21 protein-coding genes and 1 tRNA gene are annotated in these 21,167 nt (G+C 45.1%); 11 read left to right on the forward strand and 11 right to left on the reverse strand.

All coding sequences use genetic code 11. From position 1 onward, the window contains the following. Positions 1-2,085: 2,085 nt before the first annotated feature. Together ACYVGR_RS28575 and ACYVGR_RS28580 are read left to right on the forward strand one after the other, a co-directional pair. A tRNA-Ser gene (locus tag ACYVGR_RS28575) sits at positions 2,086-2,172 on the forward strand. Positions 2,173-3,387: 1,215 nt separating this feature from the next. Next, positions 3,388-3,693 carry a rhodanese-like domain-containing protein gene (locus tag ACYVGR_RS28580; protein WP_460963279.1) on the forward strand — a complete coding sequence of 102 codons (306 nt, stop codon included), beginning with the start codon at positions 3,388-3,390 and terminating at the stop codon, positions 3,691-3,693. A gap of 100 nt (positions 3,694-3,793) precedes the next feature. Here ACYVGR_RS28580 and ACYVGR_RS28585 read toward each other — a convergent pair whose 3' ends face one another. Together ACYVGR_RS28585 and ACYVGR_RS28590 are read right to left on the reverse strand one after the other, a co-directional pair. Beyond that, a complete protein-coding gene (locus tag ACYVGR_RS28585; protein WP_460963281.1) occupies positions 3,794-4,243 on the reverse strand; it encodes an OsmC family protein in 450 nt (149 codons plus the stop codon). An 82-nt stretch (positions 4,244-4,325) separates the two neighbouring features. Further along, a complete protein-coding gene (locus tag ACYVGR_RS28590; protein WP_460963283.1) occupies positions 4,326-5,738 on the reverse strand; it encodes an MBL fold metallo-hydrolase in 1,413 nt (470 codons plus the stop codon). Positions 5,739-5,891: 153 nt separating this feature from the next. Here ACYVGR_RS28590 and ACYVGR_RS28595 point away from each other — a divergent pair, with 153 nt between their 5' ends. Continuing rightward, a complete protein-coding gene (locus ACYVGR_RS28595; RefSeq protein WP_460963285.1) occupies positions 5,892-6,230 on the forward strand; it encodes a zinc ribbon domain-containing protein YjdM in 339 nt (112 codons plus the stop codon). 244 nt (positions 6,231-6,474) lie between these two features. Here ACYVGR_RS28595 and ACYVGR_RS28600 read toward each other — a convergent pair whose 3' ends face one another. Together ACYVGR_RS28600 and ACYVGR_RS28605 are read right to left on the reverse strand one after the other, a co-directional pair. Continuing rightward, complete coding sequence (locus tag ACYVGR_RS28600) at positions 6,475-6,957, reverse strand: YeeE/YedE family protein (protein ID WP_460963287.1); 483 nt, start codon at positions 6,955-6,957, stop codon at positions 6,475-6,477. 21 nt (positions 6,958-6,978) lie between these two features. After that, the gene (locus tag ACYVGR_RS28605; protein WP_460963288.1) at positions 6,979-7,551 is read right to left on the reverse strand and encodes a YeeE/YedE family protein; all 573 of its coding nucleotides are present in this window, start codon (positions 7,549-7,551) and stop codon (positions 6,979-6,981) included. A gap of 234 nt (positions 7,552-7,785) precedes the next feature. Here ACYVGR_RS28605 and ACYVGR_RS28610 point away from each other — a divergent pair, with 234 nt between their 5' ends. From ACYVGR_RS28610 to ACYVGR_RS28630, 5 genes are all read left to right on the forward strand, one after another. After that, complete coding sequence (locus ACYVGR_RS28610) at positions 7,786-9,117, forward strand: chloride channel protein (protein ID WP_460963290.1); 1,332 nt, start codon at positions 7,786-7,788, stop codon at positions 9,115-9,117. A 166-nt stretch (positions 9,118-9,283) separates the two neighbouring features. Further along, positions 9,284-10,279, forward strand: a complete 996-nt coding sequence (locus tag ACYVGR_RS28615) for an SDR family NAD(P)-dependent oxidoreductase (protein ID WP_460963292.1) — start codon at positions 9,284-9,286, stop codon at positions 10,277-10,279. Positions 10,280-10,295: 16 nt separating this feature from the next. Continuing rightward, the gene (locus tag ACYVGR_RS28620) at positions 10,296-11,024 is read left to right on the forward strand and encodes an SDR family NAD(P)-dependent oxidoreductase (protein WP_460963294.1); all 729 of its coding nucleotides are present in this window, start codon (positions 10,296-10,298) and stop codon (positions 11,022-11,024) included. Positions 11,025-11,165: 141 nt separating this feature from the next. Further along, entirely contained in the window at positions 11,166-11,987 is an 822-nt protein-coding gene (locus tag ACYVGR_RS28625; protein WP_460963296.1) for a helix-turn-helix domain-containing protein, read from the forward strand. Positions 11,988-11,998: 11 nt separating this feature from the next. Next, a complete protein-coding gene (locus ACYVGR_RS28630; protein WP_460963298.1) occupies positions 11,999-12,784 on the forward strand; it encodes a methyltransferase domain-containing protein in 786 nt (261 codons plus the stop codon). Here the strand turns inward: ACYVGR_RS28630 and ACYVGR_RS28635 are convergent. Next, entirely contained in the window at positions 12,768-12,944 is a 177-nt protein-coding gene (locus tag ACYVGR_RS28635; RefSeq protein WP_460963300.1) for a DsrE family protein, read from the reverse strand. The two genes, ACYVGR_RS28630 and ACYVGR_RS28635, sit on opposite strands and share 17 nt — an antisense overlap. A 364-nt stretch (positions 12,945-13,308) precedes the next feature. On the opposite strand from ACYVGR_RS28635, the gene ACYVGR_RS28640 reads away from it, so the two are divergent. Next, on the forward strand, positions 13,309-13,896 hold the full coding sequence (locus ACYVGR_RS28640) for a methyltransferase family protein (RefSeq protein ID WP_460963302.1): 588 nt from the start codon (positions 13,309-13,311) through the stop codon (positions 13,894-13,896). 43 nt (positions 13,897-13,939) lie between these two features. Here the strand turns inward: ACYVGR_RS28640 and ACYVGR_RS28645 are convergent, their stop codons facing one another. The 6 genes from ACYVGR_RS28645 to ACYVGR_RS28670 all read right to left on the reverse strand — a co-directional run bounded on the left by ACYVGR_RS28645 (position 13,940) and on the right by ACYVGR_RS28670 (position 18,863). Further along, positions 13,940-14,173: a hypothetical protein gene (locus ACYVGR_RS28645; RefSeq protein WP_460963304.1), complete on the reverse strand. Its 234-nt coding sequence runs from the start codon at positions 14,171-14,173 to the stop codon at positions 13,940-13,942. A 51-nt stretch (positions 14,174-14,224) separates the two neighbouring features. Then, positions 14,225-14,647 carry a DUF983 domain-containing protein gene (locus tag ACYVGR_RS28650; protein WP_460963305.1) on the reverse strand — a complete coding sequence of 141 codons (423 nt, stop codon included), beginning with the start codon at positions 14,645-14,647 and terminating at the stop codon, positions 14,225-14,227. A gap of 245 nt (positions 14,648-14,892) precedes the next feature. Further along, positions 14,893-16,311 (reverse strand): MBL fold metallo-hydrolase, encoded by a 1,419-nt coding sequence (locus ACYVGR_RS28655; protein WP_460963307.1) that lies wholly within the window; start codon positions 16,309-16,311, stop codon positions 14,893-14,895. Between the two features lie 41 nt (positions 16,312-16,352). Continuing rightward, a complete protein-coding gene (locus ACYVGR_RS28660) occupies positions 16,353-17,156 on the reverse strand; it encodes a sulfite exporter TauE/SafE family protein (RefSeq protein ID WP_460963309.1) in 804 nt (267 codons plus the stop codon). Between the two features lie 75 nt (positions 17,157-17,231). After that, complete coding sequence (locus ACYVGR_RS28665; RefSeq protein WP_460963311.1) at positions 17,232-17,873, reverse strand: Crp/Fnr family transcriptional regulator; 642 nt, start codon at positions 17,871-17,873, stop codon at positions 17,232-17,234. Positions 17,874-18,170: 297 nt separating this feature from the next. Further along, the gene (locus ACYVGR_RS28670) at positions 18,171-18,863 is read right to left on the reverse strand and encodes a DUF4405 domain-containing protein (RefSeq protein ID WP_460963313.1); all 693 of its coding nucleotides are present in this window, start codon (positions 18,861-18,863) and stop codon (positions 18,171-18,173) included. Positions 18,864-19,052: 189 nt separating this feature from the next. Here ACYVGR_RS28670 and ACYVGR_RS28675 point away from each other — a divergent pair, with 189 nt between their 5' ends. Both ACYVGR_RS28675 and ACYVGR_RS28680 read left to right on the forward strand, forming a co-directional pair. Continuing rightward, complete coding sequence (locus tag ACYVGR_RS28675; protein WP_460963315.1) at positions 19,053-19,634, forward strand: RNA polymerase sigma factor; 582 nt, start codon at positions 19,053-19,055, stop codon at positions 19,632-19,634. Next, positions 19,627-21,027, forward strand: a complete 1,401-nt coding sequence (locus ACYVGR_RS28680) for an outer membrane beta-barrel protein (RefSeq protein WP_460963317.1) — start codon at positions 19,627-19,629, stop codon at positions 21,025-21,027. Before ACYVGR_RS28675 ends, ACYVGR_RS28680 begins: the two co-directional genes overlap by 8 nt. The last annotated feature ends 140 nt before the right edge of the window (positions 21,028-21,167 follow it).

Genomic DNA, 21,167 nt, shown 5'->3' on the forward strand with positions numbered 1-21,167 from the left:
GGTGAAAATAAGAGTTTTTATCCCTTTATTCACCTGTGACACAGTTTAGCGAGCACTCCCTACCCGTGGTAAAGCAGAATAGTTAACCGTATTGGCCAAATTTCTAGTCTCGTCTACTTGGAGTTTCATTGCTTCCCAATTTGCTGGGAGCCATCTCTCAAGCTAGTTTACATTAAGTACAGGTAACCTGTTCTGCCGCCTACTGCTTGATCTGGCTCGTAACTACTTCCCACCTGACGGTTTGTAATTCCCTTTACTAAATTCCCAAATAAACGTGAATAAGGGATTAGGAATGGCCTATATGGCCTTGAAAGCGTAGCGTTGGTATTAACGGTTCATATGACGTTAAGTACATTACAATTTCATAACCATTCATATGATTGCCGTTTAATAAACTAAATGAGTTGATTTAGAATTAAAAAGTAACCCTTTACGCTTACTCAAAGTCAAAAGAAGGAAGCTGTTTAAACTTTTCTCGCTAAAGAGAATAGGAATTAATTGTTTGTCATTCCGACGCCAGGAGGAATCTCAAGCTCCCGTAATAATCAAGCTTGAGATTCCTCCTGGCGTCGGAATGACAAAAACACGCTGATTAATACTTGATTTTAGAAAGTTTAAACAGCTTCAAGTATAAATAAAAATACCCGACACAAATTGGCCGGGTGTTTTTGAACCTTCCTCTTTTTAACCAAAAATTATATCAAACTTACGTTAGCCAGTGCAGAAAGGTTTTGTGTTGGCTAACTTTTTTATTGACTCACCAAAATAGTCTGACTCCATATGGAATCAGATCCCGTAATGGTAGTAAGTAGTCCTGATCATCTACGAGATCCAGAATGCGCAATGGTAACAACTAGAATCAGAAAGAACACAATTGATAAGTAGTTACGTAAAGGGCTCAGCAATAGTTTCAACTGATTAGAGTGTAAATAGAATTATCGATTGTTAATACCTCAATAGATATCAAATTTGTATAATTAAGTGCTTTACTTATATCTTTTAAAGAATTGATGGTCTGCTAGAGGATTATTTTTGTATTCTATTAGTGACCACTTTATGGAAATTGACATTTTAAGAGTATGGGATATGATCATCTTGGTACTAAGTTTTACCTATTAATTCTTATCGTCACTTATGCAATCATTGTACTTGCCGTAGTTGCTATTTCCCCCCTTATCGTTTTATTTGCGCTAGGTAGAAAGCTATCCCTACTAGTCAAGCAACTAGGGCAATCATTTCAGCATGATTGGGCTGAACCCTCAGGAAACTAGCTGATACTTTATTAACCTGCTTGTCAGGAACAGGTTTCAACTTGTACTGAATAGGTATTTAAATTCAATTAGATATACTACCTTGAGAGCAACTGGACGACATTTACTTTAGCCATCCAGAAATACATTAACTTACTTTTGACTAAAAACTAATCCAATCTGGAAAAGATAGGCAGATTTGTGCATAGCTATATTTTCATTCCTACTTACCTAAGTGGATTATCTGAGATGATCTAATAAATCGGCATAGTGAACTTGTCTAATTTCGCAAGATCATGCTGCCTAAAACAAACCTCTAAAACGGCGTAAATACGACCGCGCCGGCGGACCTGCTACTTTCAAAGATGATGTGCTGAAAATGATTGCTAACGGCCAGAGTGTGGCTTTTGTATCGGAGGCACTGGGCATCAGTGAAGCGGAGTTGTTGGAAGGCTGAGCGTTTTTGAGCGTAGAGGATGCACACACCGAACTCTTCGACTATGTTGAGGTCTATTATAAGCGGGTGAGACCCAGACCAGTTTGAACAAGATTATTATACAAATCTGACAAATCAGTGTGCCACTAAATCGGACCACCCCAATCTGTTGTAATTCATTTGCAAGCCATACTCAGTATTGTCAATGAAATAGTGAAATACAAAAAACTACATACCATTTGTAGATGACCGTCAAATTCGCTTATTTTGCGCTCCGTTTAGCGTTCTTAGGGCAATTTTGAATCAGATTAGAGTTGCATATTGTGAAATAAAAGAAAATGGAAAGCTAAAACGAATAATATAACCACCTCATAAGTAATACTATGGGGTAAGTCACACAGAGAGGTGTCCGAGTGGTTGAAGGAGCACGCCTGGAAAGTGTGTATGCGGGCAACCGTATCGAGAGTTCGAATCTCTTCCTCTCTGCAAAATATCCCGCAATTGCCTGTAAATAAGGTAATTGCGGGATATTTTTTTTGTGTTTTAAATATGATTGAAATGTTTTGCTGAAGAGGCTCAACACTATGACTATCCACTATACCACCTGGATTTTCGATAAAACCTACGAATATCCCTTCTTTGTGTGTTCTGTTTGTGAATTGACGGGACCTAGATTTAGAAAGTATTTGATTCTGCACTACAATTAGAATCGAAATAAAAAAGGCTTAACTCCAGACAGGAATCAAGCCCTATAATGTCGAAAAGAAAAGCCAACTAACTCATAATATATACGATACAGCTGATACATCTGGATTTATAGAAGTAAAAAAGTCTGTTTTTAATGGAGCCCGACGATTGACAGCAAGCCTCCTTTCCCTGCTCTGTGGCTATGCCTTACAAAAGTCGCCTATTTAAAAAACGAGTTTCTGTGTTTGTCTTTACGGTTTTTAGTACATTTGAAGTGCTCTTGAAATGGGAAAGAGTTAGATCGTCAGTGATTTTTATTGCTGGCGATCTTTTTTTACTTCTCACCATTGGGCAAAATAGTTTAGAATTAGAAAGGCTATTCGCATTGCGGTTAGCCTTTTTTTGTCAATACTATCTGTAGAGGTCGCGTGTGAAACGTGATCAGGAGGGAGGAGAGAAACCAGCCGTAACCAGCAGAGAGTCCTGATGGTAAGGTCAGCACCTTTTGGGCGGCAAGATCTTGATCGTAAATTTTTAATGGTGAAATTATCCATTTTAAATCAATTTGATCGTTGTTACTTTTTAGACTGTGTTCGTCTGAAGTAAATTGGTTATTCCACCCATTAATACTATTTTGTCGGCTAATCCATTTCAATCATTTCGCTTTTCTGGTACTTGTCCCAAGTGTGGCAATCTAGACACCCACCGAATCCGTCGTGTTGGGCTATTGAAACTTATACCTGGTAGAGCGCTCCAGTGTTCATCCTGTCGACAGCGTTTCTTCCAGCTAGGCTATTTTAAGGCTCCCAAAAGTTATATGAAGGAGCTAAAGTAAGCTTGCCCAAATTCTCCAATGTGGTGACCTTAAAGCTCTTGGCTAGTTTGATAATCATGGCTACTCTCAAAAAGATGATCTAACATCTATTTTGCCAGTTGGGGAGTTGGTGATAAATATCACGGACTATACCCTTATAGTTTAGGAAATTTGTTTCATCAACTTAACCGTTTACAAAAATGATGAACCTATTGAAATCTATATTTGGCGGAACCAATGCCAGTCAACTTGACAATGCAATTGCTCAGGGAGTTGTTATCATAGATGTGCGCTCACCAGGTGAGTTTGCCGGAGGTCATGCGCAGGGTGCTGTCAATATTCCACTCGACCAACTGGAGTCGAAGGTTAATAAAATAAAAAGTTACAAGAAGCCGATTGTAGTTTGTTGTGCTTCGGGCATGCGCAGTGCCCGTGCCAAATCGTTCCTGGCGGGCCAGGGCGTAACAGACCTATACGATGCCGGTAGCTGGCGGAACTTAAAGTGAGTACGGTTAAATTTTTCTACAGCAGGAAGGGTTCAGTTTGACAAATAAAAAAGCGCAGTCCAAGTTGGTCTGCGCTTTTTTATTCCCTACAAGTTAATTGTTAGTCATACTCTTTCACGGAAAATTGAATGGTAGGCTGCATGGTCACCTGTGCCCGAATGGAGTTGGTAATCAGACACGCTTTTTCGGTTTTATGCAGTACGCGCTGTGCTTTCTCCAAATCATTTTCGTCGGTTAGCAGCAATTTGGGCGATAGAGCCACCTTGCTGATTTGCCATTTATTGTTGATGTTCTCCAGCTTGCCTTTCGCTGAGCAGTCGAAATCGTCAAAATCGAGTTTGGAGTTTTCGGCAACGGCCAGAAACGTCGTCATAAAGCAACCGACCACAGCCGCTACCAGCAGATGTTCTGGCGACCATACGTCGGGCATTCCTTTCGGAAATTCGGGGGGAGTGGCTACGTCGATAGTGTCGGTCAGGCCCGGAGCGCTGAGCTGCCCTAAACGAGCATAATGCCAGCCCAGATTGACTTTATAATAATGCGGTTCCATAGGAATTGATGTTTATGCTTTTCGACAGGATTTATCGCTCAGAAAAAAATATATCAATCCTGTAATCCTGTCGAAAAAGAACTTAAAGAAGCGTTGTTGGACAAACGTAATCGGTTAGGGCTACCTTACCCGTTTTCTTAATGGCCTCAAATCCGCCAGCCACATCGATTAGGTTATCGAATCCACGCGCTTTCAGAATCGAAATCGCCATCATGGATCGGTAACCACCTGCGCAGTGAACGTAATAGGTCTGGTTGCGGTCAATGCGAGCCATGTTGTCGTTCAGATAATCCAGCGGCAGGTTTTCGGCACCGACTATGTGTTCTGCACCGTATTCGCTCTTCCGGCGAACGTCGAGAATGGGCAAGTCTGGATTTTGGGTAAATACGTCAGCGAACGCATCGGCTGAAATCGACGTAATGGTATCGACTTCCCGGCCAGTGGATTGCCAAGCGGCAAAACCGCCCAATAAATAGCCGATGCAATGATCATAACCGACGCGGGCCAGTCGCAATACGGCTTCTTCCTTCTTGCCTTCGGGGGTAATTAGTAAGATAGGTTGTTTCAGATCCGGTATTAACGTACCAACCCAGCCCGCAAACTGTCCTTCCAGACCAATGTTGATGGAGTTCGGAATAAACCCTTTGGCAAATTCCGGAGACGCCCGCACATCCAGTACTAAGGCTCTTTCCTCGTTAGCCGCGGCTTCAAACGCGGCTGGCGACAACGCCTGCGTACCCTGCCGAATGGCCGCATCGACAGAGGCATAGCCCATTTTGTTGAGTAGGGCGTTTTTGGGGAAATACTGTGGAGGAGGCATCAATCCTGTCGTTACTTCCTGAATAAATTCCTCTCTGGTACGGGCACGTAGCGCGTAGTTTAACCGCTTCTGATTACCCAGCGTATCGGTGGTTTCCTGGCTCATGTTTTTGCCACAGGCCGAACCTGCACCATGTCCCGGATACACAACTATATCGTCGGGTAGGGTCATGATTTTTGTGTGCAAGCTATCGTAGAGTAAGCTGGCCAGATTCTCGCGGGTCAGGTCGGTTTTCACCGCCAGATCAGGCCGACCTACATCGCCAATGAACAGCGTATCGCCAGTGAAGATGGCCGTTTCTTTGCCGTTCTCGTCGATGAGCAAAAACGTCGATGATTCCATCGTGTGACCCGGCGTGTGCAGTACCCTGATTTTTACCTTTCCGAGCGGAAACTCTTCGCCGTCCTTCGCTACGTGTGCTGTATAACCGGGCTGCGCTGTGGGGCCGAACACAATCGTAGCACCTGTTTTTGCGGCCAGGTCGAGGTGTCCCGATACGAAATCGGCGTGGAAATGGGTCTCAAAGATGTACTTGATCGTAGCCTCATCGGCAGCTGCCCGATCCATATACGGTTTCGTTTCACGGAGCGGGTCGATGATGGCAGCTTCGCCCTCACTTTCAATATAATAAGCAGCCTCAGCCAGACAACCGGTATAAATTTGTTCTACGTTCATGGCGTTTTGATGATTAAGGTGATGCATCAAAATTGGCGGAAAGCGGAGGCTGCTTCTGTGATGTTTGTTACAAAAAATACATGATTATCGTCAGCTTTTCAGGCTTTACCAATACAGCCTACTTATCTTTGAGCATCAAAAATCTTCATGTACATGAGTGAACTTGCCCCTTGCCCCGTATGCCAATCGACCTATACCTATGAACTGGATAACCTGCTTGTATGCCCGGAATGTGGGCACGAGTGGAACCCGGAGGAGAACACAGACAATACAGATTCTCTCGTCGTAAAAGATGCGAACGGCAATATTCTTCAACAGGGCGATACCGTTGTGATTGTCAAAAACCTTCCCGTGAAAGGGTCGTCTCAGCCAATAAAAGCAGGTACCAAAGTGAAAAATATTCGGCTGGTGGATGGCGACCATAATATCGATTGTAAAATCGACGGTTTTGGGGCTATGGCACTTAAATCAGAATTCGTCAAAAAAGCTTGACGGTAGAAATTTCGTTAACTTGGCCAGTACCCCGTTTTTACGCCAGTAGTCGCAGGCGAGATACATGATTTTGTGGCCCCTGCCGACAAACCAGTGTTGCCCCACCCACCACCAGTCCTTGAAAATGAGTTGTTATTTTCAGGAATAGTTAAAATTTTTTTTTTTTCTAAAAAAGCGCACAGAAAAGCGGCTGTATGTAACATTTATCACATACAGCCGCTTATAATTCCCTTGCTAAATACACTTAATGAGGCAACTTATCCCGTAGGTAACCATAGACCCACGTACCGGCTATGGCGCTTAGCAACGTGGCGATAACCACTAGATAGCCGCTACCAATCTGGGCAAACAGCGGCCCTGGGCAAGCCCCTGTAATGGCCCATCCCAACCCGAACATTAAGCCCCCGAATATCTGCCCTTTATTGAATGTTTTCTGGTGAAACACAACCCTTTCGCCCGATAAAGTCTTGATATTAAACCGCTTGATCAGCCATACCGAAATCATTCCAACGATCACCGCTGACCCAATAACGCCATACATGTGGAAACTTTGTAGACGAAACATTTCCTGAATCCGAAACCACGAAATGATTTCGGCTTTCACGAACACAATGCCGAACATAACGCCCACAACCAGGTATTTAAGGTTGGCAATGCCGCTTTCTGTTTTTTTCATGTCGTTGGGCGCATCACACACCAACGGCTCTGGACTTGCTATATTTTCCATAGTTTCTTATTCGCTTCAGGGTTAAAACAGTTTCATGATGTAAGGAAGCATTAGGTGCGTCATGGTGAAGCCGCCAATCATGAAACAGCAGGTGGCAACCAGCGATGGCCATTGCAGGTTTGACAGGCCCATGATGGCATGACCCGACGTACAGCCACCCGCCCAGCGTGTGCCAAAACCCACCAGAAAGCCCCCGAATACAAAAAAGACCAGTCCTTTTAGCGTGAATAAATTGGTTGTATCAAATAAATCAGCGGGCATCAGGCCCGAAAAATCATGAATGCCCAACGCCTTCAAATCGGCAACGGTAGCAGCCGAAAGTTGGAATGCATCGGGATTTTCCAGAAAACGCGTCGCCAGAAAACCGCCGATCAGCACGCCCGCTACGAAAAACAGATTCCAGATTTCCTTTTTCCAGTTATACTGAAAAAACAGAATATTAGCGGGCAGACAGGCCGCGCAGATGTGCCGAAGCGACGAGGAAATACCGAACGATTTGTTTCCGATGAGCAATAACGTTGGAACAGTGAGGCCAATCAGTGGCCCGGCTACGTACCAGGGCCAGGGCTTCCGGATGAGGTCAATAAACTCCATGAATTGATTTATAGGTGATAATTGAGATTTAAATGGTATGAATGGGGCATTGATGCCGAACGTTCCAGAGCCAACCTAAATCTGCTCATAGGCTGTGTGCTACGGAATACCTGCACAAAGATCAGCAGGCGTTCATCGCTGTTCCGTGATATTTGTTACATTGAAAAAATTAGTACTAAAAAACAGTTGAAACTGCTCCCTTTAACAGATAAGCCGCCAATGGGTTAAGTACGTATGCGCATCCATGAAGAACTGGTTCTGTTGTTTAGTGTCCTCAAATGGGTCATTCTTTCGGTACTGATCGGCTGCCTGACGGGTTTGGTGGTATCTGGGTTTATCCTCTTTATTCATGAGGTGATCGAGCAAAGCAATCACTATCAGCATGTATTTTACCTGCTTCCGATTAGTTTTTTTGTCGCTAATCTGCTCAGTCAGTTTGTGTTGAAGCAGCACGTGGGCACCGACGCCCTGATTGCAGCCATCAACAAAAACTATGGAAAAATCGAAGGAAGCTTTGTCCCAACTAAAATCGTTAATGTTATTCTGATTCTGGCAACGGGCGGTTCAGCAGGGAAAGAAAGCCCTTGTGCCCAGATCGGCGCTGGTCTGGGCAGTCTCTGCGCCAACCTATTTCGAGTCGACAATATTGATCGGCGAAAAATGGTCCTGTGCGGCTTTTGTGCCGGGTTCTCCTGTGTGTTCGGCGCTCCAATTGCGGGGGCTTTGTTTGGCATTGAAGTGCTGGCCGTTGGCGTCATTCTGTATGACGTACTGCTTCCGGCCTTCGTTGCGTCCATTACCGCGTATCAGATTTCCTCAGCGTTGGGGGTTACCTTTTTTTACTATCCCCTTCAGTTTGTGCCCGCTTTTGGCAGGGGCTTTTTCTTACAGCTACTGGGCGGTGGTCTCCTCTTCGGATTGTGTGCCTATGGGCTGATCCGGGCGATACAATCCAGTACATCGGCCGTGAACAGGATTCCGATCTGGCGTCCGTGGAAAGGGTTGCTGGGTGGCGTAGTGCTGGTTGGGTTGACGCTTTTATTTTCCCGTGATTATTTAGGCTTAGGACTCAATCTGATGGAAAATGCCATCGAAGGACATCCGGTCAGGTCCTACACGTTTTTACTGAAAGCACTTTTTACCGTCATTACCCTGAGCATCAGTCGGAGCGGCAGTGTCATTACACCTACGTTATTTATTGGGGCTACTGCTGGCAGTTTCTATGCCGAGCTGGTTGGGGGCGACCACTCGACGTTTGCGGCCATTGGTTTTGTGAGTTTATTGGCTGGTGCCGCCAATACGCCCATTGCCTGTAGTATTTTGGCCATTGAGCTGTTTGGGGCCGAAGTAGCTCCCTATGCTGCCGTTTCCTGCGTCATTAGTTTTCTGATGTCCGGTCATCGTAGTTTGTACTCGTCTCAAGTATTGACCGTACCCAAATCCAGTGCCATACCTACCACAACGGGCCAGGAGTTTAATGCCATTACGTCTCCGGTAATCAGTTGGCGCGTTCATTTACCCAAGTGGTTAAATGAGTTGGGTCGTTTTTTTCGTAGTCGTCGGTAGGCGTAAACCTGTTTACAGGTTCATCGGCTTCACCCGCATGATGAATCCTGGCCATTTCTCAGCAACAAAATACCTGGTCTTTTAAACAAAGCAACTTCGGACGTTTGAACAAAATCTGCCCGAAGGCGTGCCTCTACCTTTGTTCCATCAATAACAAATCAAAAAAATGGAACAAAACAATTATCAGGGAGCTTTACAACAACCAATCGGTTCGGGCTTCAACGCAAAATCAACAACCAACGACGTCATTGAAGGGGTTGACCTTACAGGAAAAATTGCCATTGTAACGGGCGGTAACACAGGCATCGGCCTGGAAACCACCAAAACACTGGCACAGGCGGGAGCAACGGTCATCGTTCCGGCAAGGGACGTCGAAAAAGCAAAACGAAATCTGGAAGGTATTGCAAATGTCGAAATAGAACCCATGGACTTAATGGATCCGGCGTCTATAGATGCATTCGCTGAAAAATTTCTGGCTTCTGGCAGGCCGCTTCATCTGCTAATCAATAATGCGGGCATTATGTGGGTACCCCTTCGCCACGATAGCCGGGGTATCGAATCGCAACTGGCAACGAATTACCTGGCCCAGTTTCAGTTAACGGCGAGATTATGGCCAGCACTCATCAAAGCCAACGGAGCGAGGGTTATCAATGTGTCTTCCCATGGCCACCAGTTCGGCACCTTTAGTTTTGACGATCCCAACTTTCAAAACCGTACGTACGAAACACTTCAGGCTTACGGGCAATCCAAAACGGCGAGTAACTTATTTGCTCTTGAACTAGACAATCGTGGCAAAGCCTTCCATGTACGGGCCTATAGCCTACATCCAGGTTCTATTGGTGGAACAGAACTGGGACGAGAAGCTCCGTTAGAGCTTTTCCAGAAAATGGGTTTTGTGGACGAAGAGGGCAATATGCTTCCCCAAGTACTGGCTTCACTCAAAACCATACCACAGGGTGCTGCCACAACTGTTTGGTGCGCCACCACACCGCTGCTCGATAACATCGGTGGCGTGTATTGTGAAGATGCCGATGTAGCCCCACTAGCATCCGATAGCGAGATGTCGCCGGGCGTAAAACGTTATTCGCTGGACGAGGCCGATGCCAAACGCCTGTGGCAATGGAGCGAAGAGGTCAGTGGTATATCTTTTTCAATTAATTAATCCCAAACCCAACGAAATGAAAACGTTCAACGATAAACTTGCCGTCATAACGGGCGGCAATAGCGGCATCGGATACGCTACTGCAAAAGAACTAAGTCAAAGAGGTGCCAACGTGATTATAACCGGCAGAAGAAAAGAAGCGGTTGAAAAGGCGGCATCGGAACTGAATGTAACCGGAATGATAGCTGACCAATCCCGCGTAGCGGATATTGACAACCTGGTCTCGGATATTTCAGGACAATTTGGCAAGGTCGATATCTTACTCATCAATGCCGGAATAACGAAATCAGCCCCAATCGAATTGACGTCCGAACAGGTATTTGATGAAATTATGGATGTGAATTTCAAAGGAGCTTATTTTACCCTAAGCAAATTCATACCTATTCTGAACGATGGTGCTTCGGTGATATTCCTGTCGTCAACTTCAGCAACTATTTCACCACCAACGGCTTCTGTTTATGCAGCCAGTAAAGCAGCCATCAATGCGGTGATGAAAATAGCGGCCCTTGAGTTGGCCTCACGAAAAATCCGTGTGAATGCGGTAAGTCCGGGTCCTGTTGCTACCGAGATCATGAACAAAATGGGAGTAAATGATACCCTTGAACAGCAAATGATCAGTAGCATTCCCCTGGCGAGGTTTGGAAAAGCTGGCGAGGTGGCAGAGTTGATTGTCTTCCTGTCTGACGATAAAGCCGCCTTTATCACAGGGGCTAATTTTCTAATCGATGGCGGACAATCCGTATGATTGTTTAACGGACGAACCATGTCAAAAGAACGCAGTGGAGAGCTTGTGTACTACCGTTCTTTTGACAGTTGAATCGGGCTTTTCAGTAAAGCAACATAAATGATACTTTTTATCCTTACGGGAAAGAACTAAAAAACAGCCATGCAGTACGAAGCAAAATATATAACGGATGATATCAAACTTTCCTGCTATGAGGATAAGTTTTTTAAATCAGACATCATGTTTGAGCACCACATGTTGATCTGGTTCATTTCGGGCGAAACAAAAATTGTTCAGGCTGATGCCACTTCTATTTTTAAGGAGGGGGATATTTTCCTGATCCCGAGAAACCAGTTGGCTACCATCATTAATTACCCCAAGGACGGAAAGCCGCACAAAACAGTAGTCATGCACCTTTCTACAGCAAGGTTGAGGGACTTTTATGCCCATCTGGATGTAAAGCCCAATGCCCAGGAATCAAAAAAAATATATCATTTCAGCAATCACCCTTTACTGGCAAGCTGCCTGTCGTCCCTGATTCCGTATTTTGAGATGAAAGAACTGCCTGAAACTATTGCCTCGTTAAAAATTACCGAAGCCATGAGCATTCTGAGGGCAATCGATAAAAGCATAGACAATATACTGGCCAATTTTGAAGAACCGGGGAAAATTGATCTGGCCGGATATATGGAAAAGAACTTTATGTTTAACCTTCCCCTGGAAAAATTTGGCTACCTGACCGGGAGAAGCCTCACGACTTTTAAAAGAGATTTCAGCAAAGTGTTTAATACAACACCGCAACGCTGGCTCACCCAAAAGCGACTGGAACTAGCTCATTATCAGTTTACCGAAAAGCAGAAGCGTCCCATTGATGTCTGTTACGAAACGGGTTTTGAAAACCTGTCGCACTTTTCATACGCATTCAAAAAACAATATGGCTATGCACCTACGGAGCTGCTCAGCCAAATCGGCACGAACCATTAATAGACTTAATTATGCCCTGGAATCCTGAAAAATACAACCAGTTCAAAAGCATCCGATACCAACCATTTTTTGATTTAACAGAAATGATCGCAGAGGAGGGATTGAAAAATGGCGTGGATATAGGCTGCGGGACAGGCGAACAAACCTCCATCCTTTCAGAAAAATTTGAAAACGCTTCCTTTTTAGGGATTGATTCTTCTGAAGAAATGCTATCGGAATCGGAAAAATATGTCCGTGAAAATTTACAGTTCAGCAATCTGTCCATAGAAGCGTTTGCAAACAACCGTTCCAAGTGGGATCTGATTTTCAGCAATGCGGCTTTGCAATGGACAGATAATCACAGGCAATTATTTCCCACGCTGATGTCAAAACTCAATACCGGAGGCCAGTTTGCTGTACAAATGCCGGTTCAGAATGAAAACCTGCTCAATAAACTACTCCTTGACTTGGTTCAGGAAAAACCGTTTGCCGATTTTTTGAACGGTTTTAAAAGAACATCGCCAGTACTGAGTATGGATGCGTATGCCCAATTGATGTTTGACGGTGGGTTACAAAATATTCAGATTGTGCAAAAGGTTTATCCGATTATTGCCGATAATCCCGAGAAGCTGTTTGATTTCATTTCGGGATCATCATTAATTCCTTATTTGGAAAGAATGCAGGGAGAGGAACAAACGATTTTCATTGCTGAATACAAGAAACGGATAAAAATTGCCTTTGAAAAATTTCCGGCTATCTATGCCTTTAAGCGTCTGCTGCTTTATGGCAGAAAAGGTACCGCTACAGACCAGCTTTGATATAGGCCCAACCCTGTTCCTGTTTTAGAATGAGTTCGATGATGGCGACCGGAACCGTCTCGACAAAGGGTAGCATATCAGCCAAGGTCAATTGACTGCTCCGTAGGCTGTTCTCACAGACAACCATCCGAACCCGATAGTTTTCGACAAATGATTCCAATGGCTGCCCATTCTAATACGTTTCATCGTGAAAATAGATCGGTTTTGTTTATCTACTCAGTTGATCCACTTGCTGGATAAAAACACACATAATGTGATTTGTGTATAATCCGCGAATCCGTTTGATAAGTACGTAGGGCGTGTTGAAGGCTTTTTTAGGTATTGTTGCAATTAAACCATGAGGCTGTTTAACCTTTTGTTTTAATAGCGTTTTGTCATCCCGACGCAGGAGGGATCTTCGGTCAAGGATAATTTTAGGGGATCACCCGAAGATCCCTCCTGCGTCGGGATGACAGAAACACACCGATTAGTACTTGATTTTAGAAAGTTTAAACAGCTTCCATTTCATTGTCTTCACCGTCACCATGATTTATGTATTTATTTTACTGAGTTGGGTCATTTTTGGCTTCATCCACAGCTTAACCGCCAGCCTATGGGTGAAGCAACTTATTGCCTTAAAATTCAGTAAAATAAACGCATACTACCGACTGCTCTACAATGGCATTGCCCTGATTACCTTCCTGCCGGTACTCTGGCTCCACCGAATGGCGCCAGTCGACTATGTTAGTTCCTGGCAGGGTTCATCCTTAATCGGCATGTTGGTTATTGGTGTAGGCTTCGTCGTCGCGGTCATTGCCTTGCGGGGCTATGATCTGGCTGAATTTATTGGCTGTCCGATGACCAATAGTCAGACGAGTCAGCAGGAATTACGGCAACATGGATTGCTTCGCTACGTGCGTCACCCTTTGTATACAGGTATTATTTTGACGTTGATCGGGATTTGGATCACTCAGCCAACCTGGTCCTATTTAATTTTGCTGCTGGTTGCTACGCTCTATATTCGGATTGGTATTTACTTTGAAGAACGAAAACTGATCGTTACGTTCGGGAACACTTACCAGCAGTATCGCCAGCGCGTACCGATGCTGATTCCCAGACTTTCACAGGGATAAATATGTATAAGAGGGGGTGTATCCATCACCCTCAATAAGGTCATTACAGGTTTCTTTTTTCGGCGTTTCCAGTGTTGTTTACGTATTCTCGAACGAATTGGTGAAGTAAATCACCCAGCAAGAATCCAGCTGTAGCTCCCCAAATACTCATGGATTGCCAGTGCGACTGAATAGGGCAATGACCTGTCAGACAGCCAACTTCACGCCAGTATAGAAACCCGGACAGGGCTCCCAAAACAACACCGGCCCATTGCCACCGATTAATGTACTTCTTCATAAGGTACCTCTTTTCTGACCTCTTTGGCTTGTATTCGATTCTATGTTACCCCTACATCGCGGGTGAATTTGGCGTCTTTACGACTTCCGTTTGATTATCTTTAGCGAATTCGGGATGATAATTTACGAAGAAATTAAGCCAGGTCCGCCGGGCAAGCCGAAAGAAGAATGGCGTCAGAATAATCAGCGATGGTAGAAGAAACGCCAGGTAATAGTCTAAATTGACATTCAGTATAGCATAAAAGAGCACAAACGAGCTGATGATAAACGCTACGTAATAGGCATAGCTAACATACAGGGCTCCCGTGAAAAAACCGGGTTCCCGTTCGTAACGCAGATGGCAGTGGCTACACTGTTCATGCATTTTATCGAACTGCTTCAGATTGTAGGCGCTTTTACTAACAAAAACATCCCCTTCCTGACAGCGTGGACATTTATTGAAAAGAATGCTATATAACTTGGTTCCTTTTAACATGGCTCAGGTTCATTTATGTACAGATCAAGGCCCTTCGTGTCGGTGATCATTGACACAACAAAATTAACTGACCTCTGCCCCCTAATCTGTGATAATTGTTACATAAAAGCCTGATTTTGGCAAGGCATAGTCTGAATATGTACCAACATTTTTGTCATTCTGAGGAACGAAGAATCTTAATGTACCCTCACCTGAGAGTTAGGGTGCGTTAGAATTCTTCGCTCCTCAGAATGACAAGAAAGCAACTACCCTTTTTTAAGCGTACTGGGGCATACGTAATCAGTGGTTTTAATTCGTCCGGTCTTCTGAATGGCCCCGAAGCCACCAGTCACATCAATAACATTATCAAATCCCCGTGATTTCAGAATCGAAGCGGCCATCATCGACCGATATCCACCGGCACAGTGAATGTAGAAGGTTTCCTCTTTAGGAAACGCAGCCATGTTTTCACTGATGTAATCGAGCGGTACGTTTTTAGCTCCGTCAATATGTTCAGCCGTGAACTCGCCGGGTTTCCGAACGTCGATCACTGGAATAGAATTTTTTTCAATCTGGTCAGCTAGTTCGTCCGCCGAAATCGACGTAATGGTGTCTACTTCATTACCACTCGTAGCCCAGGACTCAAAACCACCCGCCAGATAACCCAGCACCTGATCGTAGCCAACGCGAGCTAGCCGGGTTAGCGTTTCCTGTTCAGTTCCAGGTTCGCAAACTAATAGTAGCTCCTGCCTAACGTCTGGGATCAGGGCACCGACCCAGGGCGCAAATTGGCCCCCTAAACCGATATTGATGGAATTAGGAATGAACCCTTTATTGAACACCTGTGCCGCGCGAACATCCAGCACAACCGCTCCCGTCTCGTTGGCAGCGGCTTCAAAGGCTTCGGGGCTAAGCGGTTGTGCCCCCCGATTCAATACCGTATCGATGCTTTCGTAGCCCTGCTTGTTCATCAGTACATTTTGCGGAAAATATTGGGGGGGCGCTTGCAGACCATCGGTCACCTCCTTGATAAATTCGTCGCGGGTCATGTTGGCACGTAGCGCGTAGTTAAATAGCTTCTGATTGCCCAGCGTATCGGTGGTTTCCTTACTCATGTTTTTGCCACAGGCCGAACCTGCCCCGTGAGCCGGATATACGATCACATCGTTGGGCAGTGTCATGATTTTATTCCGGAGCGAGTCGAACAGATAGCCAGCCAGATCGTTCATGGTCAGGTCTGATTTCTGGGCCAGGTCCGGTCGACCCACATCGCCAATGAACAACGTATCGCCACTGAAAAGGGCCGTTTCCTTACCCGTTTCATCAAGCAGTAAATAACAGGTCGACTCCATTGTGTGACCGGGCGTGTGTAGTACCCGAATTTTTACGTTACCCAGTGGCAGTTCTTCGCCGTCTTTAGCAATGTGAGCGTCGAATCCCGTTTGGGCATTGGGTCCGTAAACGATGGTAGCACCGGTTTGCTTAGCCAGATCGAGGTGACCCGATACGAAGTCAGCGTGGAAATGGGTTTCCAGTACGTAGTTGATGGTTGCGCCCTCACGTTCGGCTCGTTCGAGATACGGTTTTACTTCGCGAAGTGGGTCAATAATAGCGACTTCGCCCGCACTTTCTATGTAATAAGCTCCCTGAGCCAGACAGCCGGTATAAATCTGTTCGATGTTCATGATAACCGTAAATTGACGAATGGAAACAAAAGTTGAACGAGTTAAAAAAGAAGTTCTTTCGCGATGATGTACACACCCATGACAAGTACAAACCACCCAAATACCTTTTTAAGTTTATCGCCCGGAACATACCGGGACAGGTAGGAGCCAACAAAAATGCCGATGACTGAAAGAGCGGTAAATTCGAGCAGAAATGGCCAGTCGACCTGCATGTTGGACAGATCGCCCAGGAATCCGATTAGCGATTTGGCCGCAATGATCAGCAGCGACGTACCCACCGCCATTTTCATAGGAAGTCGCGCCAGCAGCACCAGAGCCGGAATAATCAGAAATCCGCCACCCGCTCCCACGATGCCTGTTAACGTACCGACCAGGGCTCCTTCGAGCGCAATCAGGGGGAGATTAAAGGTCACTTCTCCTGCTTCGTTGTTCGTATTGCCTTTTTTGTCCCGGATCATGGATACGGATGCAGCCAGCATCACCAACGCGAAGAACAGCATGATGGCCACATTCCGACTGAGGGTGAAAGTTCCCATCGTCAATACCGGATCAGGAATGGCCGGAACCAGGTATTTTCGGGTCAGAAAAACCGCCAGAAACGAGGGAATTGCAAAAACAAAGGCGGCTCGGTAGTTAATCTGCTGGTTGCGCATGTAGCTAACCGAGCCCACCAGCGACGTAGTGCCCACCACAAATAGCGAGTAGGCCGTTGACAGAACGGGGTTAATGCCCATCATGTATACCAGTACGGGTAACGTAAGGATACTGCCTCCCCCGCCAATTAGCCCCAGGCTAATGCCAATAAAAATGGATGTCGAAAAGCCAATAAGTTGAATCGTAGTCATCTTGCTTGCCAGATTTTAGGCAAAGCAACAGGACGTAACAAGGCTTTTCCGTGATAATTGTTACACAGAAGGAGTTTAGTTGGGCAACATTTCGATTTTACCCCGTGACAACTTTAGTTTGTTTATTTTTTCGAGTTGTTTGAGCAGGCGCGATATAACCTCACGGGAGGTAGCCAGTTCATTCGCAATTTCCTCGTGCGTAATTGTTAATTCACGACACTGACAACTTTGCGCTTTTTTCTGAAGATAGGTTAGTAATCGTTCATCCAGCTTATGGAAAGTGACCTCATCAATCGTGGCCAGCAGGTTATCAAACCGTTTCTGATAGGTTTGAAAAACAAACTGTTTCCAGGTCGAATAGCGGCACAGCCACTCATCAACTTTATCGACGGGAATCGTAATCAGCTCGGTTTCTTCTTCGGCCACAGCCGTAATTTCACTACGCCGACTCCCCAGACAGCAAGTAAGCGACATTGCGCAGGCATCCTGACCACCTAAATAATAAAGAAGTGCCTCACGGCCTTCCTGATCGGGTCGCATAATTTTTATAGATCCACGAATGATAATAGGTACGGATCGGATGTATTCGCCGGGACGTATTAAATAAGCACCTTCTGGAACAATCTTATATTGGCCAACCACAGCCAGTTCTTGTAGGAGTGGATATTCCAGTAGGTTAGCAAGCGTATCCGTTAAATAATCAACCGTTAATTGCATGACTTTTTTCGCGTTCTATGTATACACTAACGGTAACACATAGCGAAGCCATTCCATTTCGTTTCCATCAATGAATACTGGTACAAATCCGCGCAAAAACAGAACATATTACCTAAAGAGCTTAGTAATTCACTTGTTACTGGTTGGTAGAATGACCAACGATCACTCTTATTAGGGTATATGTAATAATCAGCTAAAAAAAACCGAATGTATATAGCTAAGTAAGGACCGGAGACACGCAATCTTATCGGCAAGGACCAGCATATGTTTCTAACCCTTCCCTTTGCGACGATACAACTACTTCGTAATGGCTAATTGGCCCGCAACGATATGCCATTTGTTTTCTTCCTTTTTGAGAATGTGCGTAAAAAGTGCCTTTTTAGACGTGCTTGACTCTGTACCACTGCCATGTACCCAAATGACGTTATCGTCGACGGATTCGGCTTTTTCAACAGTGTACTGTATGGGTTCAATAAACTTAGTGCTATCGAAGGGATTCACAACTTGGTTATTTTCATTCCAGATGGTCGCTTTGGGAGAAAGTACTGTCGATAGTAGGCTTGTATCTTTGGCACTACACGCCTTACTATAAATGACTTCTGAATTATGGGCAATGGAATCAACCGCCTGTTGTGTCAACGGCCCACGCCGTGGGCCATCGCCCCTAAATAACAGTTTACCTGCATTCGCTAACTGCGCAAACCCAGGAATGTCGGCACTCACGCCAACGACAAACAAGACTGTAATCAGGAGTGGAATAATAAATTCTCGTCGTAAACTGCCTGTCTTTCTGTCTTTCGTGTAACTCAGCAAGGATGACCAGTTGTTCATGATATGAAATACAGCTGCGCTCACGAATAAAATGCCAAACCAGGCATGTGTATGCTCAATGGCATGGTTTCCCTGCCCAAAGTAGATTAGCAGACCCGTTGTTCCTAAGATAAGAAACACCAATGCCACAGAGAGGCTAATAAAGTTTTTAGATTTCATACAAATAGTTACTTGTTCCTTTGGATGGAGTAGGGATAATTTAAGCCGTTTTCCAGGTGACTATACCTACCATTACATACGGAGAATGATCTCCTGATCGTTGCCTGTAGAAAAATTTATTTTCTTCTCAGGCAACGACCGGGCTTCTTTTTATCGTAGACCCTTATAGACCTTACCCGATCATCCTCTGTGCTATTTCGAAGAAAAAAGTCACTTAATCTGCCTGATGTGATTGATGGATGTCGATGTCAAAAGTCAGCCGCTCAGAAGCAATTATTTGAGGCCTATTATAGCTTTGGCGTCAACATCTGTTTGCGATACGCCAGCAGCCGGGAAGAGGCCGAAGAGATGTTCGATGATGGCTTTCTACGCGTTCTCAATAAGATTTCATATTACGATCCTGAACAGCCATTCGATGCCTGGTTTCGTACGGTAATGGTGCGTTCGGCGATTGATCATTACAGACAGCATAAATCACCATTAATCTTCACGGATATTGACGAGGCTTATGACATTGGCGAGACGGATAAGTTGCTGGAAAAATTGGCTGTTGATGACATATTGACTATTGTTCAGAAACTCCCACCCGCTTACCGAACCGTTTTTTCATTACACGTTGTGGATGGGTATTCCCATCCCGAAATTGCCCAAATGCTGGGTATACACGAAGGTACATCACGCTCTAACCTGGCTAAAGCACGCCAGAAATTACAGGAACTGCTTATTGAATGGACAGCTACAAACTCAGTAAACCGACGAAACTATGTCTAACGAACGGTTTGATAAACTGATGAAGAAACAGTTGGAATCGGTCAGCCCAACCTACCAGGCACGCGCCTGGGATCGATTTCAAAAACGCTTGCCAAGTGTGGGATTTTGGCCCTGGCTGGGTAAATATGGTGGCTGGGCACTGAGTTGTCTTATGCTAGCGGGGTGGGTGTCTACGCTGTATGTAGTACATGAAAATCAGACGTTGACGGCTCAGTTGAGCGCAACGCTACGCCAGTCTAATCCTGTTCAGCAGCCAGTATCATCATCAGCTTCCTCACGTGCGGAATCTTCCAGGCTACCTCACGTTGATACGGTCTATGTTGTGAAGCGGACTATTATCGAACACCGGCATTTTTACAGGCCAACAGGTCAATTTCCCACGGATAGTGTTCTCAGTGGCCAAAGCGACTCCGCCATCGTAGACGATACTGGAGAGAATACGCCTATAGCCAAACCGTCTTTTGAACGAGCAACGACTAAACTTCGCCGACAACGTCAGAAGGGTAAAATTGCTGGCATATCTCCGCGTACCCGTCAGGCGAAGGCTAGCCAATTGTTAGGAAATAGAGCGTATCCAGCAGCATCAACACAGCCGCTACCTACTGATTCAACGAGCGTGGCTGTTAATACGAATCAGGAATCGAGCGAAAAAATTGTTGCCGTTGATACAACGCAAAGGCTCTTGAAAGTACCTGAACAGGAAAAACCCAGGCCTGATTCTGTCGCCAAAAAAGAGTCAGTGGCATCAGCCCAGGAACAGGCTAAACCGAGTAAACAAAATCGCCCTCCATTCCGATTATCGGCTTTGAAACCACGTGTCGGTATTGAGTCGATAGCCATTCGAAATGGTATTGGTGTGGGCCCGACGTTGGAATTGTTTCTGAATGAAAACTTAGGCCTGTCGGTAGGCTTGCAGGCGGCTCAACTTCATTCGCAAACACATCGGGATATGGATGACTTTAATGCCTCAACTGGAAAAGATTTTGTTCGACAGTATCAATCTTTTTTACCAGCTCAATTCGATCGGATTGACGATATTTCTATTCATACCTCCATTGTTAGTTTGCCGATAATGCTTAAATATTACGTTCCGATTAAGCATAATTGGTCGTTGCTGTTTCAAACCGGTACGAGCTTCGATCTGGCGGCTTATCAACAGGTGCATTACGATAGTGAATATAAGGGGACAGAACGCTACAATTCGTTTGAAGTAAATGCCCAGCGAAGCTTCTTTCATGATTTTAGTTTTGGGACAGGCATCCAATACCATAAATCGCGAATTTCCGGGCAAGTAGTCCCCTATTATCTATACGATTTCCGAAGTATGGCCAATACCCCAGGGGGTAGTAATTTCGGGCTGAAAGCATCGGTATGGCTCGATTTATTTAACTAATTCAGCCATCCGCTTCGACAATTTTCAGTTACGCAGACTTTGTAGGTATACATCGTCTAAAAACGGCGCACTCATTTTATTGATCAGACAGGCTGGATGTAGGTGACAAGTTGCCTATAATCCAGCCTTGACTTTTAATA

The organism is Spirosoma litoris, assembly GCF_054776755.1.